The sequence below is a fragment of the Mycolicibacterium arcueilense genome, assembly GCF_058536225.1.
Genome location: NZ_JBZTYL010000035.1, coordinates 109451 through 130190, shown reverse-complemented (window position 1 = coordinate 130190; position 20740 = coordinate 109451). Strand labels below are relative to the sequence as shown.

General features: G+C 67.1%; 13 protein-coding genes. 6 read left to right on the top strand and 7 right to left on the bottom strand.

Annotated features, from left to right (window positions below; translation table 11 throughout):
* Nucleotides 1-16: 16 nt before the first annotated feature.
* A complete protein-coding gene (locus AC4LGL_RS30175; RefSeq protein ID WP_491841955.1) occupies nucleotides 17-901 on the bottom strand; it encodes an enoyl-CoA hydratase/isomerase family protein in 885 nt (294 codons plus the stop codon).
* Entirely contained in the window at nucleotides 898-2448 is a 1551-nt protein-coding gene (fadD4, locus tag AC4LGL_RS30170) for a fatty-acid--CoA ligase FadD4 (protein WP_491841954.1), read from the bottom strand. The genes AC4LGL_RS30175 and fadD4 overlap by 4 nt, the downstream gene beginning before the upstream one ends.
* A 225-nt stretch (nucleotides 2449-2673) precedes the next feature.
* On the opposite strand from fadD4, the gene AC4LGL_RS30165 reads away from it, so the two are divergent.
* Complete coding sequence (locus AC4LGL_RS30165; protein WP_491841953.1) at nucleotides 2674-5325, top strand: ATP-binding protein; 2652 nt, start codon at nucleotides 2674-2676, stop codon at nucleotides 5323-5325.
* 10 nt (nucleotides 5326-5335) lie between these two features.
* Here the strand turns inward: AC4LGL_RS30165 and AC4LGL_RS30160 are convergent, their stop codons facing one another.
* Complete coding sequence (locus AC4LGL_RS30160; protein WP_491841952.1) at nucleotides 5336-5911, bottom strand: TetR/AcrR family transcriptional regulator; 576 nt, start codon at nucleotides 5909-5911, stop codon at nucleotides 5336-5338.
* 76 nt (nucleotides 5912-5987) lie between these two features.
* Here AC4LGL_RS30160 and AC4LGL_RS30155 point away from each other — a divergent pair, with 76 nt between their 5' ends.
* Nucleotides 5988-9017, top strand: a complete 3030-nt coding sequence (locus AC4LGL_RS30155; RefSeq protein WP_491841951.1) for an MMPL family transporter — start codon at nucleotides 5988-5990, stop codon at nucleotides 9015-9017.
* Nucleotides 9018-9106: 89 nt separating this feature from the next.
* Here the strand turns inward: AC4LGL_RS30155 and AC4LGL_RS30150 are convergent, their stop codons facing one another.
* From AC4LGL_RS30150 to AC4LGL_RS30140, 3 genes are all read right to left on the bottom strand, one after another.
* A complete protein-coding gene (locus tag AC4LGL_RS30150; RefSeq protein WP_491841950.1) occupies nucleotides 9107-10936 on the bottom strand; it encodes a phosphoenolpyruvate carboxykinase (GTP) in 1830 nt (609 codons plus the stop codon).
* 157 nt (nucleotides 10937-11093) lie between these two features.
* A complete protein-coding gene (locus AC4LGL_RS30145; protein WP_491841949.1) occupies nucleotides 11094-12572 on the bottom strand; it encodes a hypothetical protein in 1479 nt (492 codons plus the stop codon).
* Nucleotides 12569-13408: a P-loop NTPase family protein gene (locus AC4LGL_RS30140; RefSeq protein ID WP_491841948.1), complete on the bottom strand. Its 840-nt coding sequence runs from the start codon at nucleotides 13406-13408 to the stop codon at nucleotides 12569-12571. Before AC4LGL_RS30140 ends, AC4LGL_RS30145 begins: the two co-directional genes overlap by 4 nt.
* A gap of 287 nt (nucleotides 13409-13695) precedes the next feature.
* Here AC4LGL_RS30140 and trmB point away from each other — a divergent pair, with 287 nt between their 5' ends.
* The 3 genes from trmB (at nucleotide 13696) to mmpL3 (ending at nucleotide 18308) form a co-directional block, all read left to right on the top strand.
* Nucleotides 13696-14493, top strand: coding sequence for a tRNA (guanosine(46)-N7)-methyltransferase TrmB (gene trmB / locus AC4LGL_RS30135; protein WP_491842013.1), 798 nt, complete (start codon nucleotides 13696-13698; stop codon nucleotides 14491-14493).
* The gene (locus AC4LGL_RS30130; protein WP_491841947.1) at nucleotides 14490-15206 is read left to right on the top strand and encodes an NYN domain-containing protein; all 717 of its coding nucleotides are present in this window, start codon (nucleotides 14490-14492) and stop codon (nucleotides 15204-15206) included. Before trmB ends, AC4LGL_RS30130 begins: the two co-directional genes overlap by 4 nt.
* A 78-nt stretch (nucleotides 15207-15284) precedes the next feature.
* A complete protein-coding gene (gene mmpL3 / locus AC4LGL_RS30125; RefSeq protein ID WP_491841946.1) occupies nucleotides 15285-18308 on the top strand; it encodes a trehalose monomycolate exporter MmpL3 in 3024 nt (1007 codons plus the stop codon).
* 72 nt (nucleotides 18309-18380) lie between these two features.
* On the opposite strand, the gene AC4LGL_RS30120 is transcribed toward mmpL3, so the two are convergent.
* Nucleotides 18381-19517, bottom strand: coding sequence for an AI-2E family transporter (locus AC4LGL_RS30120; protein WP_491841945.1), 1137 nt, complete (start codon nucleotides 19515-19517; stop codon nucleotides 18381-18383).
* 72 nt (nucleotides 19518-19589) lie between these two features.
* Between AC4LGL_RS30120 and AC4LGL_RS30115 the strand changes: the two genes are divergently transcribed.
* Complete coding sequence (locus AC4LGL_RS30115; protein ID WP_491841944.1) at nucleotides 19590-20738, top strand: lysylphosphatidylglycerol synthase transmembrane domain-containing protein; 1149 nt, start codon at nucleotides 19590-19592, stop codon at nucleotides 20736-20738.
* Nucleotides 20739-20740: the final 2 nt, after the last annotated feature.

Sequence of the window (20740 nt, the reverse complement as noted above, 5' to 3'; positions counted from 1 at the left end):
TGTTTCACATCTGGCACTATGCCACCTCGTCTACGAGGCCCCACGTCTGCGCCGTCGCGGCGTCGATGGTGCGCCCGGAGAGCACCAGATACGCGGTGCGCCACCGGCCGATGCGTCGCGTGATGCTCACCGTGCCGCCCGCGCCGGGAATCAGTCCCAGGGCCAGTTCCGGCAGGCCGACGACGGCGTCCGGGTGGCACCGTACCCATCCGCAGAACGAGGCCATCTCCAGACCGCTGCCCAGCACCTGACCGTGCACCTCGGCGCGGCAGCGCCGTCCCAGCCTTTCGGTGAGTTCAGCGAGGACCAGGGCCGGGCTGTGCCGGGTCCGGGCCAGATGGGCGCTGGCCGGGTCGGTGAATGTGCCGAACTCGGCCAGATCGCCGCCGCTGCAGAAGGATCGGCCGTTTCCAGCCAGCACCACCTCGTCGACCGACGGATCCAGTCGGGCCACCTCGAGGGCCTCCAGCAGGGCGCCCCGGGCGTCGGTGGAGAACGCGTTGTGCCGCTGCGGCCGGTTGAAGCGGACGTGCAGCGTGTTCCCGTCACGGTGGGCCTGCACCGGGTCCGGCAGCAGCGGCGCGTTGGCGGGCCCGCGCTCGGCCAGCCACCGGGCGAACTCCGAACCCGACTGCAGCGTCGAGTAGGCCAGCGATTCCGTGATCACCCCGGCGCGGGTCGGCCCGTCCGGATCGAGCGAACGCAGCACGTCATCACACACCGCGGCGGCCTGCGGCCACGCCTGGCAGCGCTCGGTGAGTTCGGCCAGGGCCTGCTCGACCGAGTCCACGGTGACCGCTCGCCGGTCGGTGCTGGGGCGCTCGGTCAACGTGAACGTCACGGCATCGGTCGGGGCGTCGACCCCGACGTGGATCCCCGCGGGCAGTTCCAGGACGGTCACGAGTACTTGTTTATCAGCTCCTGCTTGTACAGCTTGCCGGTATCGGTGCGGGGCAGTTCGATCTCGAACGAGATGGTCCGCGGGCACTTGTAATGCGTCAGCTTGTCACGTAGCCAGGCCAGCAGTTCCTCGGCGAATTCCGGGGTCGCATCGGCCGGGTCGACGGTCTGCACCACGCCCTTGACGCTCTGCCCCATCTCGTCGTCCGGGATGCCGAATACCGCGGCGTCCATCACCTTCGGGTGCACGACGAGCATGTTCTCGGCTTCCTGCGGGTAGATGTTGACCCCACCCGAGATGATCATGTGGTGGCGGCGGTCCGTCAGGTACAGGTAGCCGTCCTCATCGACATAGCCGATGTCCCCCACGGTCTTCCAACCGTGCGACTCACGCGAGGAGGCGGTTTTCTCGGCGTCGTTGAGGTATTCGAAATCGGCACCGCCCTCGAAGTAGATCTCGCCGGCCTGACCGGCGGGCAGTTCGTTGCCGTCCTCGTCGAGGATGTGCACCAGGCCGTTCATCGGCTTGCCGACCGAACCAGGGTGCGTCAGCCAGTCCTCGGCGAAGATCACCGTCGCGCCGATGGCCTCCGAAGAGGCGTAGTACTCGTCGACGATGGGCCCCCACCAGTCGATCATCTGCTGCTTGATTTCCACCGGACACGGTGCGGCCGCGTGCATCACGCGCCGCAGGCTCGACACGTCGTACGAATTACGCACGCTTTCAGGGAGTTTCAGCATCCGGGTGAACATCACCGGGACGAACTGGCCCTGGGTGACCTTGTGTTTCTGGATGGCGTCCAGGCAACCTTCGGCGTCGAACTTCTCGAGCACCACGGTGGTGATGCCGGCGGCGTGGGTCTGCATCGACCACACCGAGGGTGCGGTGTGATAGAGCGGCGCCGGGCTGAGGTACACCGAATCGGGCTGCATCCAGAATCCGACCAGGGCCGACATCATGCCGGGGGTTTCCGACGGCGGCACATGCGGCAGTTCACGTTTGATGCCCTTGGGCCGGCCCGTCGTCCCCGACGAGTACTGCAGCAGATCGCCGTCCATCTCGTCGGCGATCGGGGTGCTCGGCAGGTCCGAGACGGCCTCCGGGTAGCGCTTCCAGCCGTCGAGTTCGCTGGAGGCGCTTGTCGCCGACGGTTCGGCTCCGTCGGCAATCAGCAGAGTGCCCGGCAAGCCGTTGGGCAGCTCCTTCTCCAGGCCGCCCAGGACGTCCTTGAGGACGGCGGAGCCGACGATGGCCTTGGCTCCGCTGTTGTCGATGATGTAGGCCGCCTCGGCGGCGGTCAGGTGCGTGTTGATCGGCACGTAGTAGAGCCCACTGCGGCGGGCCGCCCACATCACCGCATGAATGTGCTCGTTGTTCTCCATGAGGATCGCGACCACATCGCCCTCCTGCAGACCCTGCTGCCGGAAGTAGTGGGCCAGCCGATTCGCGCGGGCTTCGAGCTCACCGAAGGTGACGACGGTTCCCGTCGGGTGGAGGATGATCGCCGGCTTTTCGGGGTTGGCCTCGGCATGCTCGCGGATCTGCATGATGGCACTGTAACCGGCGCCACTTGACAGGTGTCAATTAGGTCGGGGTTACACCCGCCGGGCTGGCCGTGAGCAGGTGTTTGACTGCAGAAGCACCGGGACCGCTCGCACCGCCAAAGTCGTGTCCGGCCCCGCGCAACGGTCCTACGATGTCAGAACGCCCAGCGGATCCAGCGTGGGGAGCGCCGATGCGATTCACCGAACGGCGCTGAGGACGGCCCAGACATGCCGTCGGGAGTCCTCACGTTTCTGTTCACCGATATCGAGGGATCCACTCGACGGTGGGAGTCCGACCGTGACGCCATGCGGGCGGCGCTCGAGGTCCACGATGAGGTGCTGCATCGGACGATAACCGAGCATGAAGGACAGGCATTCAAACACACCGGCGACGGGGTGTGCGCTGTCTTCACCTCACCAGCGGGCGCCGTCGAGGCCGCGGTGGCCGCGCAGCGGGAGTTGGGACTGCCGGTCCGAATGGGTATCGCCACCGGAGAAGCTCAATTGCGCGGCGACGACTACTTCGGACCCGTGCTCAACCGAGCGTCCCGCATCATGGCCGCCGGCCACGGTGGACAGATCCTGCTCGACGGAGTGACATCCGAAATGCTGAGCGACGTAGACCTCATCTCGGTTGGCCCCCGCACGCTCCGCGATATCACCAAACCTGTTGAGCTTTTCCAGGTTCGGGCAGATGGCCTACGCGCCGAGTTCCCACCGTTGAATACGATCGATGCCCAGCCAGGCAATCTGCGAACGCCGAGCACGAGCCTCATCGGCCGCGCGGCCGAACTCGACGAGTTGGACACGACTCTGAAAGCACACCGCGTGGTGACGTTGACCGGTGTCGGCGGTGTCGGCAAGACCCGTCTCGCACTGGAGTTGGCTTCACGATCCGCAGACCGGTACCCGGATGGGGTGTTCGTCATCGAACTTGCCGCGGTCGGAGACCCGGCAGCCGTACCCGATGAGGTCGCAGCCGTGCTCGGAATCACCCAACAGGCAGGATTGAGCGTCTCAGATAGTGTCGCCGTGGCGTTGGAAGGCCGATCCCGGCTGCTGGTGCTCGACAACTGCGAACACGTCCTTGACGCCACGGCGGACCTGGTCGAACGGATCTTCGCCCATTCCGACACCGTCGGAATCCTGGCCACCAGCCGGGAAGGGCTCCGACTCAACGACGAACAGCTCTGGCCGGTACCGTCATTGGATATCCGGGCCGGCAACAATTCGGCCGCTGCCGCATTGTTCATCGATCGGGCGCAAGCGGTGTCACCGTACGCCACGTTCACCGCACCAGCGGAGGCCGCCGCAGTAGTCGAGATCTGCCGCAAGCTCGACGGGATTCCGTTGGCGATCGAGCTTGCGGCGTCCCGCACCGGGTCGATGACGGCTGCCGAGGTGCGGGACCGCCTCGATGATCGCTTCCGATTGCTCATCGGAGCACGGCGCGGGTTGGAGCGCCACCAGACGCTGCGCCACGCTGTGCAATGGTCCTATGACCTCCTGCAAGGCGATGAAAAGGCCCTGCTGGCACGGTGTTCCGTGTTCTCCGGCGGATTCGATCTGGCGGGAGCGTGCGCGGTGTCGGGCTCCGGCGACGAACTCATCACCTTGGATCTCCTCGATGCCCTGGTCCGCAAGTCGCTGCTGGTGGCCGACCGAGCATCCGCGCGAACCCGCTATTCGATGCTGGAGACGATCCGCCAGTTCGCCGAGGAACAACTCGTCGAATCAGGCGACGGCCAAGCTGTCCGCGCCGCGCACGCGCGCTACTTCGCGAACCTGGAGCCGGAAGTGCTTGCCCTGTGGGACAGCCCGCTCCAGCGGGAGTCCTACGCATGGTTCTCCGGCGAACTGCCGAACCTGCGTGCGGCATTCCGATGGGTGGCCGATCACGGCGACCTCGATACCGCCGCCACGATCGCGGTGACGTCGATCTTCCTCGGGTACTTCCTCGAGCAATGGGAGCCCATCGCCTGGGTCGAGGAGATAATCCCACTCGCAAGAGCAACTCGACATCCGCGGCTGGCGCAGTTGTACGTGGGGGCTGCGAACTGTGCGGCATTGGGCCGACTCAACGACTTCGACGAGTACGCCGACGCCGCCCGGGCGGCGATCGACAGCGGAGAGTTCGACGACGTGGGCGACGCGTTCTCGTGTGTGGTGGCCGCCGGGTACAGCACGACGGGTCGGCCCGAGCGGGCAGTTGAGTGGTGCCGGGCCAGCATTGCGCGAAGTCCGGACGGCCACACCGCCAGCGAGTCGGTGATGGTGGTGGCGTTGGCCGTCTGCGGCGCCGCGGCCGAAGCGATGGCGGTGTCGGAGAATCTGCCCGCGGCCGCGGCGGCCGCCGACAATCCCAGCCTGGCGGGCGCGGCGCTGCTCGGATACGGCTGGGCCCGGCGGGAGTCCGATCCCACTACGGCGTACGAAGCCCTTCGCCGGGCACTGGTGATCGCCGACGAAAGCGGCGACCGGCAGCAGACTTCCATCATCGCGGGGCTTCTGGCGGGGCTCGCGGCCGACCGCGGCGAGCTTTCCGAAGCGTTTGGTTACATCGCCCAAACCGTCCGGCACTACTACGATTCCGGGACCACTGAGCTCATGCGAGTCACGCTTGGGCTGCTCGCGGCGCTGCTTGTGCGGCTGGGCATTCACGAGCCGGCGACTACCATCATGGGATTCACCACGGCTGCAATCGGATACCCGAGTTTTCCCGAGATCAGCGCCGCAATCGCCCATCTGCGCGACGTTCTCGGCGACGAACGCTATCAATCACTGGCGATGACCGGCGCCACCATGACCACCACCGAGATTGCCGACTATGCGTTCGAACAGATCGACCGGGCACGATCCGAGCTGGCCACCGAAGGTTGAACCGGGACGTTCAGTCAGCCCCGACACCCCGCAAAAGCAACAGCAGACCGGCACCCGCGTCATCGAGTGGTTGCAGCGACCGGGCGCTGCGGCACTGGATGATGGCGCCCTCGAGTGAACTGACGATGAAGCTGCCGAGCGAGCCCGCAGTCCCGGCGTCCACGCCCTTCGATTCGATCGAAGCGCCGATCACCCGCGCCCAGTCAGCAAACACTGATGCAGAGGCTTCACGCACCGCGAGCGCGTCGGGACCCGCCTGGGCGGCCGCCACGATCGGACATCCGCCGGTGAAATCACTGTCGATCAAGTTCTGTTTCCAACCGCCGATGAAGGCGTGGATCACGTCCTCGGCAGGCAATGCCTGCGTCAACTCTTCGATCCTGGCGGTGATGATCCGCCCGGCCTCCAGCGTCGCCTGCTCCATCAGTTCCGTTTTCCCGGCCGGAAAATGCTGGTAGATCGAACCACGGGCGGTACTGCTGCGCTGCAGGAGGTCGCTGAGGCCCGTCCCGTGGACGCCGTACTCACGCATCAACTCGATCGCGCTCAGAATGAGACGTTCCCGCGGGCCCGCCACCGCCGCCACCCCTCTCCATCACCGAATAGACCAGTCGGTCCATCCTAGTTCACCGCTCATAGACCGATTGGTCTACGATGCCGAAATGCACAATCTGGCGATCTTCGGCAAACTCGCCCGAGTCTGCGCGAAGTATGCGTGGGTGGTCCTGGGAGCGTGGCTGGCCCTGGCCGGCGTGCTCAATCTGGCCATCCCCCAGCTCGAACGCACCGTGGCCGAGCACTCCGCGCCGTTCACCCCGGAGAGTGCGACCACCGAAACCCTGCGGCAGATGTCGCGGGATTTCGACGTCCCCGACACCACCGCTGTCGGCAGCATCGTCGTATCCAGCGACCGGGTCCTCGACACCGCGGACACCACCTACTACCGCGACCTGGTATCGCGACTGGTGGCAGACAAAGACGACGTCGCCTATGTGCTCGACACCTACGGCACCCCCGGACTGGAGGACCTCGGACTGAGCCCCGACGGGAAGGCCATCCACCTGATCGTGGCAACCACCGGCGACGTCGGCTCGACCCGCGCGCACCGGTCCACCGAGAACGTCCGGGCCGTGGTCGAAGAACTTCCCCGCCCGGCCGGGCTCGACGTACATTTCACCGGCGCCGCACCGACGCTGTCGGATCTGTTCTCCGCCATCGACACCTCGCTGGCCATCATCACCGTGGTATCGGTCGTGCTGATCACGCTGCTCCTGCTCGCCGTCTACCGGTCGCTGCTGACGGCGATGATTCCCCTTCTCACGGTCGCTATTTCGCTGGCCGTGGCGCGGCCGGTCATCTCGTGGCTGGGCGGACACGACCTGATGACGGTTTCGAACTTCACCATCGCGCTGGTCACCGCGATGGTGCTGGGCGCGGCCACGGACTACGGCATCTTCCTGCTGGCCAACTACCACGAGGGCCGACGGCGAGGGCTGGGTGTCGACGACGCGGTGGCCCGCTCCGGCGCGCACACCGCGGGTATCGTCATCGCCTCCGCTCTGACCATTGCCGGTGCCGGAATGGCCATGATCTTCACCAAGATCGGGATGTTCCGCACCGCCGGACCTCCCATCGCACTGGCGATCGCGATAGCGGCGGCGGTCAATCTGACGCTGACCCCAGCGGTCATGGCACTGTGGGGCCGGCGCGGATATGCCGAACCCCGGCCGCTGGATGAACGGCGCTGGCGCAAGCGCGGTGCGGCCATCATCCGCCGAGCCCCGGCCCTCGTCGCCGCATCATTGGCGTTCCTGCTCGCCACCAGTTCAGTGCTGTTCACGTTCCAGCCGAACATCGACGAGAACGCCATGCAGTTGCGCGCAACCGACAGCAAACGCGGCTACGAGGCCGTCTACCGTCACTGGGGCGTCAATGAGGCGGCCCCGGAATTCGTCACCATTCGGGCCGACCACGACATGCGCAACACCAATGACCTGGCCGCGCTGGACCTGATCGCCATGTCCATCGGCAACATCCCCCAGGTCGCCTACGTCCGCTCGATCACCCGGCCCGAGGGAAAACCCTTGCCCGAGACGGCCATCAGTTCTCAGACCGCACAAGTCGGCGCCGGCCTGGCGGACGCCCACAATCGCGTCGAACAGGCCATACCGCAGCTGAAACGCCTGGCCTCGGGGGTGACCCAGCTGCACGACGGCTCTACCGGCGCCGCCGAGAGGCTGCCCGAACTCGCCAAGGGCGCCCACGATCTCGTCACGCTAACCCGAAACCTGCTCAGCACCCTGGAATCCGCGAACCGGGTGGTCGACACCGCCTCAGACGGGTCGCTCGATGTGTCGGCTGTCGTGCGCACCATGTCCGGCGCCACCGACGCACTGGAAGGTGCGGTGAACGAGATCGATGCCACCCGAGACAAATTGGCCGTCCCCACGGCAGCCGTACACGCGGTGTTCGACCCACTCACCGCAGCCGATCCCGGCCCCGACTGCACGGCGGACTGCCTGCGCGCACGGCAGGCATTCGCCGACCTCAACACGGCCACCGGCGGGAAGGCGCAACTCGCGATCACCGGATTGACGCTTGCCGCCCCACTGGTCCCCGAGCGTCCGGTGAGCACCGCGCTGGAAACACTGCCCGACCTGCGCGCGGGCATCAAGGGGCTGCGAGCCATGCTCGACCAGCTGGGCACCCGCACGCCCGAGCAGACCCGCGGAGACCTCACCCGGCTGATGTCCGGAATCAACGAACTGTCAACGGGTCTGGGCCAACTCACCACCGGGCTTGGCCAGGTGAAGTCCGGCACCGACACCATGATGGCGCTGACCACCGAACTCAGTGCGGGGCTCAACCGCGCGTCGGACTTCCTGCAGCGGATGTCTGCCGACACCAGCACCGGCGCGGGCCGCGGCTTCTACCTGCCCGAGGAGGGCCGCAGCGACCGCCGGTTCACCGCAGGCGAACGAATGCTCATCTCCCCTGACGGCCACAGCGCCCGCATGATGGTGGTCTGGGCGGTGAACCCGTACGGTGCCGAGGCCATGGGCGCGGTACCCGACGTCATCGCAGCGGCGAACAACGCCGCAACGGGAACCGTGCTGGAGCACGCCCAGATCAAATCGACCGGCCTGGCGTCGCTGTCCCAACGCCATATCGACCAAACCTGGCGTGATTTCGCACTTTTCGGTGTCGTCGCGGTGGCAGCCGTGCTGCTGGTACTGATCGTGATGCTGCGCAGCCTGGTGGCTCCCCTGCTGATGATCGCCGCGGTCGTGCTGTCCTTCGGCGCGGCAGCGGGAATGTCCACCCTGATCTGGCAACACCTGATCGGCATCAGCCTGGACTGGTCGGTCTTCCCGGTGGCGTTCATGGCCCTGGTCGCCGTCGGCGCCGACTACAGCATGCTGTTCGCCGCCCGGATCCGCGAGGAATCCCACAGCGGCGTGACCAGCGGCATCATCCGCGGCTTCGGCAGCACCGGCAGCGTGATCACCACTGCCGGAGTGGTTTTCGCGATCACGATGTTCGCCCTGACCAGCGGGACGGTGCTCAACCTGGTGCAGATCGGATCGACCATCGGCATCGGCCTGCTGCTCGACATCACGGTCGTGCGGACCTACCTGGTTCCCGCCGCGATGAGCCTGCTGGGCGAGCGCATGTGGTGGCCGGCGCGCTGACCCGGGCCCAGACAGCCGAAAGGCCAGTTATTGCACGCTTTTTCGTGGTTTGCGTGCGATAACTGGCCAGTCGCCGGTTCTGGAAAGGGTTAGGCCTCTTCGTCGAGACGGTGCTTGAGGGCGTCGAACTCGTCCTTGATGCCGGTGGGCAGCTTCTCACCGACGAACTCGAACCACTCCTCGATCAGCGGGAGCTCGGCCTTCCACTCCTCGGCGTTGACGGCCAGGGCCTCGTCCACGTCGGCGGGATCCACGTCGAGCCCGTCCAGGTCCAGGTCGGCCGCGGTCGGCACGATGCCGATCGGGGTGCTCTTGCCGTCGGCCTTGTGCTCGATGCGCTCGATGGCCCACTTCAGCACGCGGCTGTTCTCACCGAAGCCCGGCCACAGGAAGCGGCCGTCATCGCCCCGGCGGAACCAGTTGACGAAGAACACCGCGGGCATCTTGGACTCGTCGGCGTTCTTGCCGATGTTGATCCAGTGCTGGAAGTAGTCGCCGACGTTGTAGCCCAGGAACGGCAGCATGGCCATCGGGTCGCGACGGACGGTGCCGACCTTGCCCTCGGCGGCGGCGGTCTGCTCGGAGCCCAGGGTGGCGCCGATGAACACACCGTGCTGCCAGTCGCGGGCTTGGGTCACCAGCGGGACCGTGGTCTTGCGACGGCCGCCGAACAGGATCGCCGAGATCGGCACACCCTGCGGGTCGTCCCATTCCGGTGCCAGCGTCGGGCACTGCGAGATCGGGGTGCAGTAGCGCGAGTTCGGGTGCGCCGCTTTGGTTTCCGCCTCCCGCAGGTTCCAGTCCTGACCCTTCCAGTCGATCAGGTGGTCGGGCTCGCCCTCCAGGCCTTCCCACCACACGTCGTTGTCGTCGGTCTTGGCCACGTTGGTGAAGACGGTGTTGCCCGCGGCAATGGTCTTCATCGCGTTCGGGTTGGAATCCCAGTTGGTGCCGGGCGCCACGCCGAAGAAACCGAACTCCGGGTTGACGGCGTAGAGCCGACCGTCCTTGCCGAACCGCATCCAGGCGATGTCGTCACCGACGGTCTCCGCGCGCCAGCCGGGGATGGTGGGCTGCAGCATCGCGAGGTTGGTCTTGCCGCAGGCCGACGGGAACGCCGCCGCGACGAAGTAGGCCTTGTTCTCGGGAGAAATCAGCTTGACGATCAGCATGTGCTCGGCGAGCCAGCCCTCGTCGTGGGCCATCGCCGAGGCGATGCGCAGCGAGTAGCACTTCTTGCCCAGCAGCGCGTTACCGCCGTAGCCCGAGCCGAAGCTCATGATCTCGCGGGTCTCCGGGAAGTGGGTGATGTACTTCGTGTCGTTGCACGGCCATGGCACATCCTTCTGCCCGGGCTCCAGGGGAGCGCCGATCGAATGCAGCGCCTTGACGAAGAAGCCGTCGTCACCGATCTTGTCGAGCGCGGCCTGGCCCATGCGGGTCATGGTGCGCATCGAGACCACGACGTACTCGGAGTCGGTGATCTCCACACCGAGCTTGGGATCCTCGGCGTCCAGCGGGCCCATGCAGAACGGCACCACGTACATGGTGCGACCGCGCATCGAACCGCGGTAGAGGTCGGCCAGGATCCCGCGCATCTCGGTGGGATCCATCCAGTTGTTGGTGGGGCCGGCATCGATCTCGCGCTCGGAGCAGATGAAGGTGCGTGATTCGACGCGGGCGACGTCGGACGGATCGGAGAGCGCCAGGTACGAGTTCGGCTGCTTCTCCTCGTTCAGCTTCTGGAAAGTGCCCGCCTCGACCAGGTGGGCGGCCAGACGGTCGTACTCCTCGGCGGACCCGTCGGCGAAAACCACCCGGTCAGGCTGAGTCAACTCTGCGACCTCCTGAACCCAGGCCAGCAGTCCCTGATGTTTCGTCGGTGCGGTGTCCAGACCCGGAATGGTCGCTGAGGTCATCAAATTCTCCTGCGTAGGTTTGTGTAACCCAACCCCGCGTCACGACGCGGTCACGGCTACCCCTTGGGTAGAGGTTAACGCGGGTGACATACCCACGGTGAACCAGTGGTATGTCCGATCACTCACAGGAACGATTCAGATCGACGTTATCAGCTGGTTACTCGTCAGTAGCATCGCTGTTGCCGTACAAATCCGCCCGGACCGCGTCCAGCGCCCGCTGTAGCGGAGGGATCCGACGGTCCCGCTGAGCCGCCGCCCGCGCGGTGGCGATGGCATGTTCGCGCAGTTCGGCGTCCATCGCGGCGGTCTTCTCAGCCGCCGCGGCGCCGTCGGCTTCCTCCCGGGCCGCCTGCTCGGTGGTGAGTGCGGATTCCGCAGCGAGCACCCGCGTCGCGACGAGTTGTTCCACCGCCGAACGCAGCGTCGTGGTGATCTCGCCGACCCACCGATCCAGCACCGCCCGGTCGTGCAACAGCGCGCGGGTGCCGACCACCCAGACCGCCAGGAGCAGGCCCACCACCGCACCGACCACGAGTCCGGCCACGGCCAGTCGCGGCGCCGCGCCGACCAGCAGCCGGCTGACCGCCACCGCGACGCCGAGCCCGAACCCCGCACCCAGAACCAGCATCAGCCGGGTCTCGGGTGTGCGGGATTTCAGGGGCGGTGGCGGCAGGTCAGGGATGGCCGCCGACTGAGTCAGCGGCTCGGGCACGGTCAATTCGAGTTCGGCCGCCATGCCGCGCAGGTGCGCGGTGATGCCCTCGTCGACCTCGCCGACAACCTCGCCGGCGCGCTGACGGGCGTACTCCTCGAACGTCGCGACCCGGCGACGGCTGATGCCTGCGACATCCTCCTGCAGTTCGGTGCGAACCGAGTTGCAGCGATTCCGGGCGAAGTAGCCGAGTTGAACCCGGGCCTGCTGCATCTGACTGCGCAGCGCGATGCTGCGTTCGGTGCGGGTCAGCCTCCGGGCCCGTGCCAACTCGGCGCGACGCTCCCGCAACACATCCACCCGCGCCTGACGATCCGCCCCGGACCCGTCGGCCTCGTAGCGGCCGATCACGGCTTCCAGACGAGTTTCCCAGGCGCGCAACCTGTTCCGGCGGGCTACGTCGGGATCGGCCAACTGGCCGGACAGCAGGTCGACGAGTTCGTCGAGTTGCGGTTCGCCGAGATCGGGTGCCGCCGACACGCCCACCCAGGGCATGCGGTCGTAGCGCTCGTCGCGTCCGCTCAGGATCTCCGCGTCGGCGTCGCGTACGTCGCGCCAGTCGCGGTAGGCATCGATCTTGGACACCACGCCGATCACCAGGTCGGTGTAGCGCGACGCCAAATCAACCAGGGCACAGTCGGATTCGGTGATCGGAGCGGCCGCCGAAACCACGAAGATCACGGCCGCCGGCGCCTCACCGGCCACCAGTTCGGTGGATTCCACGAACGTGGTCTCCGGCATCCGCTCCCGCAACGCCGCCATCACACTCGTCGAACCGGCCAACCACGGACCGGCCACCAGCACCGCGTCGCGGGTCTCCACCCCCGGCGAGTTCAGGCCGGGATCGATCGCCGCCACCACGGCGTCAGCCGCCGCCACCGCATCCGCCACGGCCTCGTCCCGGGCCGTACCCACGTCGGTCATCGTTCCTTACCCGCCGCACCCAACAGTCTCAGTGACCCTCGCACAATGTCGTCGCCACAACTACGGTGCAGGGCATTCACCGGACCGTCACGGTAGCGCCGCCAGTGCCGGGCCCGGCACAGGTGGGCGTCACGGTCGGCGCCGGGATCCACCGTCAGCCCGTCGGCCTGCGCCACGTCCACGGCCGCGGCCATCAGCGCGATCACCGTCTCGTCCGCGGCCAGGAAGCGGCCCACGGCCGGACCGCCGACCGCGCGCAGCTCAGCCAGTGCCCACCGCCCCCGTCGGTACCGGACCGAAGCGGCCGCGGTATCGATGGCCGCGACCACCCGGTCGACCTCACTGAGCCGCCGCAACAACTCCGGCAGGCTCTCGGCGGTTGCACCGCGGCTCAGCGCCAACGTGGTGTGCGCGATCCCGAACCGGTCGAGGCGGTTCAGGAGGTCGACGCGCACCGGCACGTCCAGCCGATGCGGAGCAGAGACGAAGGCGTCCACCGACGTCAGGTCCGCGGGCTCGGCAGCCAGCAGCCGGAGTGCATCTACCAGCGGCCCCGGCAGAACCGTCCGGCTCAGCAGCGCGATCATCGGCGCCACCGGCACTCCGGCCAACTCCTGCAGACGCCGCGCCCGGTGACGGGCGGTCGCGATCGGACCGCCGGGCCCGGACCCGGCCAGATCGGCCTTGTTGAGAACGACGAGTGTCGGACGGCCCGCCCGGCGCAGCTCGGCGAGCAGGACCTCATCCTCAGGTTTGAGCACCTCGGCGATGACGACCACCGTGACATCTCCGCTTTCGGCGATCTCCAGACCTGCGCCCGCAAGGGCGTGCTCCACCGAGGTCACCCCGACGCCTCGACGTCCCCGCACACCCACCGTCAGGGGAGCCGAAACCCGCGCACCGATCTCCGCCAACCGCGCATCGCCGTCACGGTCGGCAAAGCGTGTGAGTTCGTCTGCGAAAATCTGGCGGCCTTCCCTACGCGGTGACGGGCGCAACCCCGGTGCCTCACAAAAAATCGTGACACGACCCGGACGGACTCGCGAACGGATGTTTGAGCCCTGGCAGCTGGAGGCAACTGTTGGGTATCAATCTCTACCACGATGCGGGCACACCGCCCCCGATAAGAGACGATGGACGGATGCACCCGTCCAGGTCCGACGTCGGTGGGCCGGCGTCGGCAGATGAGGCGGCCGACGTGCCGCCTGCCCAACCGCACCGTTTTCCCCGGGTGACCAGCTTCCGTACCCGGCGGTCGACGCTGTCGCCGGCCCAGCAACAGACGTGGGACCGGCTGTGGCCTGAGGTCGGCATCCAGGCCCGTGACGAGGATTCGCAACCGGTCGTCGACCTCGACACCACGGCCTGGTTCGGCCGCTCGGCCCCGCTGATCCTGGAGATCGGCTCCGGCACCGGGACGTCCACGCTGGCGATGGCCCAGGCCGAGCCCGATTTCGACGTCGTCGCGGTGGAGGTCTACCGCAAGGGCCTGGCCCAACTGCTGAGCGCGATCGACCGCACCAACCAGACGTCGTCCCCCGTCACCAATATCCGCCTGGTTCGGGGGGACGGCGTCGACGTGCTGGAGCACATGTTCACCACCGGGACCCTGACCGCCGTGCGGGTGTACTTCCCGGACCCCTGGCCCAAGGCCCGCCATCACAAGCGCCGCCTGCTGCAGCCGGCCACCGTGGCCCTGATCGCCGACCGGTTGCTCCCCGGCGGAATCCTTCATGCGGCCACCGACCACGCCGGATATGCCGAGCACATCGCCGAGGTCGGCGACGCCGAGCCCCGGTTGCGCCGGGTCGAGCCCGGTGCGGCCCTGCCCGTCTCGGTCGAGCGTCCGGTCACCAAGTACGAGCGCAAGGCACTGGCCGGCCCCGACGTCACCGAGCTGGTGTGGGAGAAACTGCCATGAGTGTGACCGAAGACATGCAGGACGACACCGCGCAGGTAGAGGCCCGATCGAGCGCAGGTTCCGACACGCCGGACGGCACGCCCCCACGCCGCGTGTTGCTGGTCTGGGATGCGCCGAATCTCGACATGGGGCTGGGCGCGATCCTGGGTGGCCGTCCGACGGCGGCGCACCGTCCCCGCTTCGACGCGTTGGGCCGCTGGTTGCTCGCGTACACCTCTGATCTGGTCGCCGAAAGCGGCGATGACGGGGACGTCTCGCTGGAACCGGAAGCCACCGTCTTCACCAACATCGCCCCAGGTAGCGCCGATGTGGTGCGCCCATGGGTGGAAGCGTTGCGTAACGTGGGTTTCGCCGTCTTCGCAAAACCGAAGATCGACGACGACAGCGATGTCGACAGCGACATGCTCGACCACATCGACCTGCGTCGCAGCGAGGGACTGGCAGCGGTTCTGGTTGCGTCGGCGGACGGACAGGCGTTCCGGCATCCACTCGAAGAAATAGCCCGCGAGGGCACCCCGGTGCAGGTGCTCGGATTTCGCGAACATGCGAGCTGGGCGTTAGCGTCGGATACCTTGGAGTTTATCGATCTGGAGGACATTCCTGGTGTGTTCCGGGAACCGTTGCCACGGATCGGCCTGGACTCGCTTCCCGAGCAGGGAGCATGGCTGCAGCCGTTCCGGCCGCTGTCATCGCTACTGACCGCGCGGGTGTGACAACTGAAGACCTTCGTCGAATCCATGCGCGGGTCACCACAAGTTTTGAAGCGAAATGTTAAAGCGTTAGGAGCCTAAGTGTTCGCCTGGTGGGGTCGAACGGTGTACCAGTTCAGGTACATCGTCATCGGTGTCATGGTGGCGCTGTGCCTAGGTGGCGGCGTCTACGGCGCCAGTCTCGGAGAGCACGTCACCCAGAGTGGTTTCTACGACGAGGGCAGCCAGTCGGTCCAGGCGTCGCTGTTGGGCGACGAGGTCTACGGCCGCGACCGAACCAGCCACGTTGTCGCCATCCTGACGCCGCCGGATGACAAGAAGGTCACCGACAAGGCGTGGCAGAAGACGGTCACCGAGGAACTCGACAAAGTCGTCGCCGATCACCCGGACCAGGTCCAGGGTTGGGTCGGCTGGCTGAAGGCGCCTGACGTCGCCTCGCTCGCCGCGATGAAGACCGAGGACGGACGTCACACCTTCATCAGCGTGCCCCTCAAGGGCGACGACGACGACGCGATCCTGAAGAACTACCAGGCCGTCGAGCCCGATCTGCAACAGGTCAACGGCGGCGACATCAAACTCGCCGGCCTCAACCCGCTGGCCAGCGAACTGACCGGCACCATCGGCACCGACCAGAAACGAGCCGAGCTCGCGATCGTGCCCTTGGTGGCAGTCGTGCTGTTCTTCGTCTTCGGCGGTGCGGTCGCCGCCGCCCTCCCCGCGATCATCGGTGGCCTGACAATCGGCGGCGCGCTCGGCATTCTGCGGTTCACCGCCGAGTTCGGACCGGTGCACTTCTTCGCCCAGCCCGTCGTGACGATGATGGGCTTCGGTATCGCCATCGACTACGGCCTGTTCATCGTGAGCCGGTTCCGAGAGGAACTCGCCGAGGGTTATGACACCGAGGCCGCAGTACGAAGATCGGTGATGACCTCAGGCCGGACCGTGGCCTTCTCCGCGGTGATCATCGTGGCGTCCTCGCTGCCACTGCTGCTGATCCCGCTCGGTTTCCTCAAGTCGATCACGTACGCGATCATCGCCTCGGTCATGTTGGCGGCATTCCTGTCGATCACGGTGCTGCCGGCTGTCCTGGCCATCCTCGGCCCCCGCGTCGACGCCCTGGGCGTGACCACGCTGCTGAAGATCCCGTTCCTGGCCAACTGGCCGTTCTCCCGCCGGATCATCGACTGGTTCGCCGAGAAGACCCAGAAGACCAAGACCCGCGAAGAAGTCGAGCAGGGGTTCTGGGGCCGACTGGTCAACATCGTGATGAAACGGCCCATCGCCTTCGCGACCCCGATCCTGGTCGTGATGACCCTGCTGGTCCTCCCGATCGGCTCGCTCACACTCGCGGGTATCAGCGAGAAGTACCTGCCGCCGGACAACGCGGTGCGCCAGTCGCAGGAACAGTTCGACAAGCTCTTCCCCGGGTTCCGCACCGAACAGATCACCCTGGTGATGCAGCGCCAGGACGGTGAGCCGATCACGGACGCCCAGATCGCCGACATGCGGGCCAAGGCGATGACCGTCTCGGGCTTCACCGATCCGGACAACAATCCGGACGCCATGTGGAAGGAGCGCGCGGCCACCGACAGCGGTTCGAAGGACAAGTCGGTCCGGGTGATCCAGAACGGCCTGGTCAACCGCGGCGACGCGGCGACGAACATCTCGGACCTGCGGGCCCTGCAGCCCCCACACGGCATCGACGTGTTCGTCGGTGGCACCCCGGCCCTCGAACAGGACTCGATCCACAGTCTGTTCTCCAGACTGCCGCTGATGGTGACGATCCTGGTCATCACCACCACGGTGCTGATGTTCCTGGCGTTCGGATCGATCGTGCTACCGGTCAAGGCCGCGTTGATGAGTGCCCTGACGCTCGGTTCGACGATGGGCATCCTGACCTGGATGTTCGTCGACGGCCACGGTTCGGGGATATTGAACTACACGCCACAGCCACTGATGGCACCAATGATCGGTCTGATCATCGCGGTGATCTGGGGTCTGTCGACCGACTACGAGGTGTTCCTGGTCTCCCGCATGGTGGAGGCCCGAGAACGCGGCATGTCCACCGCCGAGGCCATCCGCATCGGTACCGCGACGACCGGTCGCCTCATCACCGGTGCCGCCCTGGTGCTGGCGGTCGTGGCCGGTGCGTTCGCCTTCTCCGACCTGGTGATGATGAAGTACCTGGCGTTCGGTCTGCTCATCGCACTTCTGTTGGACGCCACGGTCATCCGTATGTTCCTGGTGCCCGCGATCATGAAGCTGCTCGGCGACGATTGCTGGTGGGCACCACTGTGGATGAAGCGCGTCCAGGAGAAGCTCGGCCTCGGTGAGACCGAACTGCCCGACGAGCGCAAGCGCCCGATGGCGCAGGACTCCGGCGAGGACCCCCGGGCTCTGGCCGGTGTCGGCGCCCTGCCGGCACCGCGGCCCCACGATCCGACGCACCCGGCGGCCGAACCCATGCGCCCGCTGATGCCACGGACCAACGCCCCCTCGGCTGCGGGCACGGCCCGGATCAGCCCGCCGCAGCGGCAGCCCGCGCAGCAGCCACCGCAGCCCAACCAGGAACCGTCCACCACCCGGTTCGCCATGGCCCGTAACGCCGTGCGCAATGCGGTGAACACGGCCGTCAACACGGTCAACACCGCAACCGGCAACACCAACGCCAACACCGAGCGCACCCCGCAGCCGCCGGCCGGACGGCCTGCCGGAGGCCCGGCGGGGCCGCCGCAGCGCGAAGATCGCGAGATCGAGTCGTGGCTGGGTGCATTGCGCGGCGGTCCGGCCAAGGGTGGTCCGTCCAACGGCACCCCTCCGCCCCCGCCTCCGCCACCGGCACCATCGCCGGCACCGCGACCGTCTGCTGATGCCACCCGCGCGATGCCGCAACAGCAGCACCGTCCGCCTGCCGGTGGTGAGGCTGCGCCGACGACGGCGTTCAACGCGCAGCGTCCGGGACCGGGCCCCGGCCCGAATCCGGCCCCGCGCCAACGTGATCAGGATCCGTCGACCCAGAAGTTCAACCCCCGCGACGACGAACCTCCGCGTCGCGGCGGCGGGATGAGTGCGCAGGATCTGCTGCGCCGTGAAGGCCGTCTGTAGGAGCTCGCTGATCGAACGTCGGCCTGTGTTCGTCGATTCGCCCGAATCGCAACCACAGGCCGACGTTCGGCGTTAATCGTCCGGGTCGTCCGGCGGCGGTACCGCCACCACCGTCCCTTCGGCTTCCTCCTGCCTGGCTTGCTCGGCGTCGGGGTCGTCTGCCAGCAGTACCCGCGTCGCGCTGTTGATGAACGCCACCGTGGGCACCGCGAGCAGGGCACCGACAATGCCCGCCAGGACACCGCCGCCGGCGATGGCCAACACCACCGCCAGCGGGTGGATCGACACCGCACGGCCCATCACCAGCGGTTGCAGCACATGGCCTTCGAGCTGCTGCACCGCGATGATCAGCCCGAGTGTGATCAGGGCGTAGACAAACCCCTTGGCCAGCAGGGCCACCACCACCGCCAGGAATCCGGCGACCACCGCACCGACCAGCGGGATGAACGCGCCCATGAAGACCAGCGAGGCCAGTGGCAGCGCCAGCGGGATACCCATGATGGCCAGGCCGGTACCGATGCCGACCGCATCGACCAGGGCCACCAGGAACGTGGCCCGCATGTAGCCGCCCAGCGAGTGGAAACCGGCCCGCCCGGCATCCTGGACCCGTTCCCGCACATGGGCCGGGAACACCTTGGTGACGAACCCGAAGATGCTGCGCCCGCCCTGCAGCAGGAAGATCAGCGTGAACAACACCAACAGCGCGCCGGTGAGCAGCTCGGTGAGAGTGCCCGCGGTGGACAACGCCCCGGTGGTGAGCTTCTCCTGGTTGCGCTGCAGCGCCTCGATCGCGGTGTTGCCGGCCTGGTCGATCTGCTCCTTGCTCAGCTGCAGCGGGCCGTTGATCAGCCAGTTGCGCAGCCCGTCGATGCTTCGCGTCACCTGCTCGACGAGTTGCGGTGCGCCCTCGATGAATTGGGAGATGACGAAGCTCAGGATGCCGCCCACCACCGCGAAACTGGCGAGCAACACCAGGGCGACGGCGGCACCGCGCGGGGCACCCCGGCGGTCCATGAAGTCGACGGCAGGCAGCAGCAGCGCCGCGACCATGGTGGCCAGCGCCACCGGCACCACGATCACCTCAAGGTGTTTGATCAGCCACAGCAGCGCTACAACGGCCGCCAGGATGACCAGCAGACGCCATGACCACGCCGCGACCTTCCGGACGAACGGCGTAACGGCCTCATCAGCAACAGGGTCCAGTGCCATGTCGGTAGCGTAATGCGGCGCGCCGCCGCAACCGGTGAGGTCGTCGCGACCAGCGCGGTTACCCTGTAGGGCGTGTCACAGGACGCGCCGGCCGACACAGCCCGGGACCGGGTCGGCTCCACGCGCGGCAAGTACTGGTGGGTCCGCTGGGTGGTCATCGCACTCGCGGTGACGGTGCTCGCCGTCGAAGTGACCCTGGTCTGGGACCAACTGGCGAAGGCGTGGCGCAGCCTGCTCACCGCGAACGGGTGGTGGGTGCTGGCGGCAGTGGGCGCCGCGATGGCCTCGATGCACAGCTTCGCCCAGATCCAGCGGACGTTGCTCCGCTCGGCCGGGGTGCCCGTCAGACAGTGGCGTTCGGAGGCCGCGTTCTACGCCGGCAACGCGCTGTCCACCACCATGCCCGGCGGCCCGGTGCTCTCCGCAACGTTCGTCTATCGCCAACAACGCATCTGGGGTGCCTCACCGCTGGTGGCCTCGTGGCAGCTGGTGATGTCGGGGGTGCTGCAGATCGTCGGCCTGGCGCTGCTGGGCCTCGGCGGGGCGCTCATGCTGGGCGCCAGCAAAAACCCACTGTCACTGATCTTTTCGCTCGGCGCGTTTCTGGCGATCATCCTTCTCGCCCAGGCCGTGGCGACCAGACCGGAGTTGATCGACGGCATCGGCGCCAGGGTGTTGTCGTCGGTGAACTCGTTGCGTGGCAAGCCGGCCAACACCGGGCTGTCCAAGTGGCGCGAAATCCTGCAGCAACTCGAGTCGGTCAGCCTGGGCCGCCGGGATCTCGCAGTGGCGTTCAGTTGGTCGATGTTCAACTGGGTCGCCGACGTGGCCTGCCTGGCCTTCGCGTGCTACGCCGCTGGCGGTCATCCGTCGCTGGCCGGGGTCACCGTCGCCTACGCCGCGGCCCGGGCCGTGGGGTCCATCCCCTTGATGCCGGGCGGCCTGCTGGTGGTGGAGGCCGTTCTGGTGCCAGGTCTGGTCTCCTCCGGAATGACGCTGGCCTCGGCCATCTCGGCAATGCTCATCTACCGCCTGGTCAGCTGGATCTTCATCTCCACGATCGGCTGGGTGGTGTTCTTCTTCATGTTCCGCACGGAGAAGGACATCGATCCGGACGCCGGCGGGCCGGCAATCCAGCAAGACGCCGGCGGCCGGCCGCCGACACAGCCACCGGATCCCGGTGCAGATCCCACTTCCCCGAAACCTGAATCCGAGCGCTAGGA

Bases quoted from the DNA above. Each gene is read 5' to 3' on its own strand.
- fadD4 (WP_491841954.1), bottom strand. From the start codon at position 2,448: ATGCAGATCCGCGAGCATGCCGAGGCCAACCCCGAAAAGCCGGCGATC.
- AC4LGL_RS30165 (WP_491841953.1), top strand. From the start codon at position 2,674: ATGCCGTCGGGAGTCCTCACGTTTCTGTTCACCGATATCGAGGGATCC.
- AC4LGL_RS30155 (WP_491841951.1), top strand. From the start codon at position 5,988: ATGCACAATCTGGCGATCTTCGGCAAACTCGCCCGAGTCTGCGCGAAG.
- AC4LGL_RS30150 (WP_491841950.1), bottom strand. From the start codon at position 10,936: ATGACCTCAGCGACCATTCCGGGTCTGGACACCGCACCGACGAAACAT.
- AC4LGL_RS30145 (WP_491841949.1), bottom strand. From the start codon at position 12,572: ATGACCGACGTGGGTACGGCCCGGGACGAGGCCGTGGCGGATGCGGTG.
- AC4LGL_RS30130 (WP_491841947.1), top strand. From the start codon at position 14,490: ATGAGTGTGACCGAAGACATGCAGGACGACACCGCGCAGGTAGAGGCC.
- AC4LGL_RS30120 (WP_491841945.1), bottom strand. From the start codon at position 19,517: ATGGCACTGGACCCTGTTGCTGATGAGGCCGTTACGCCGTTCGTCCGG.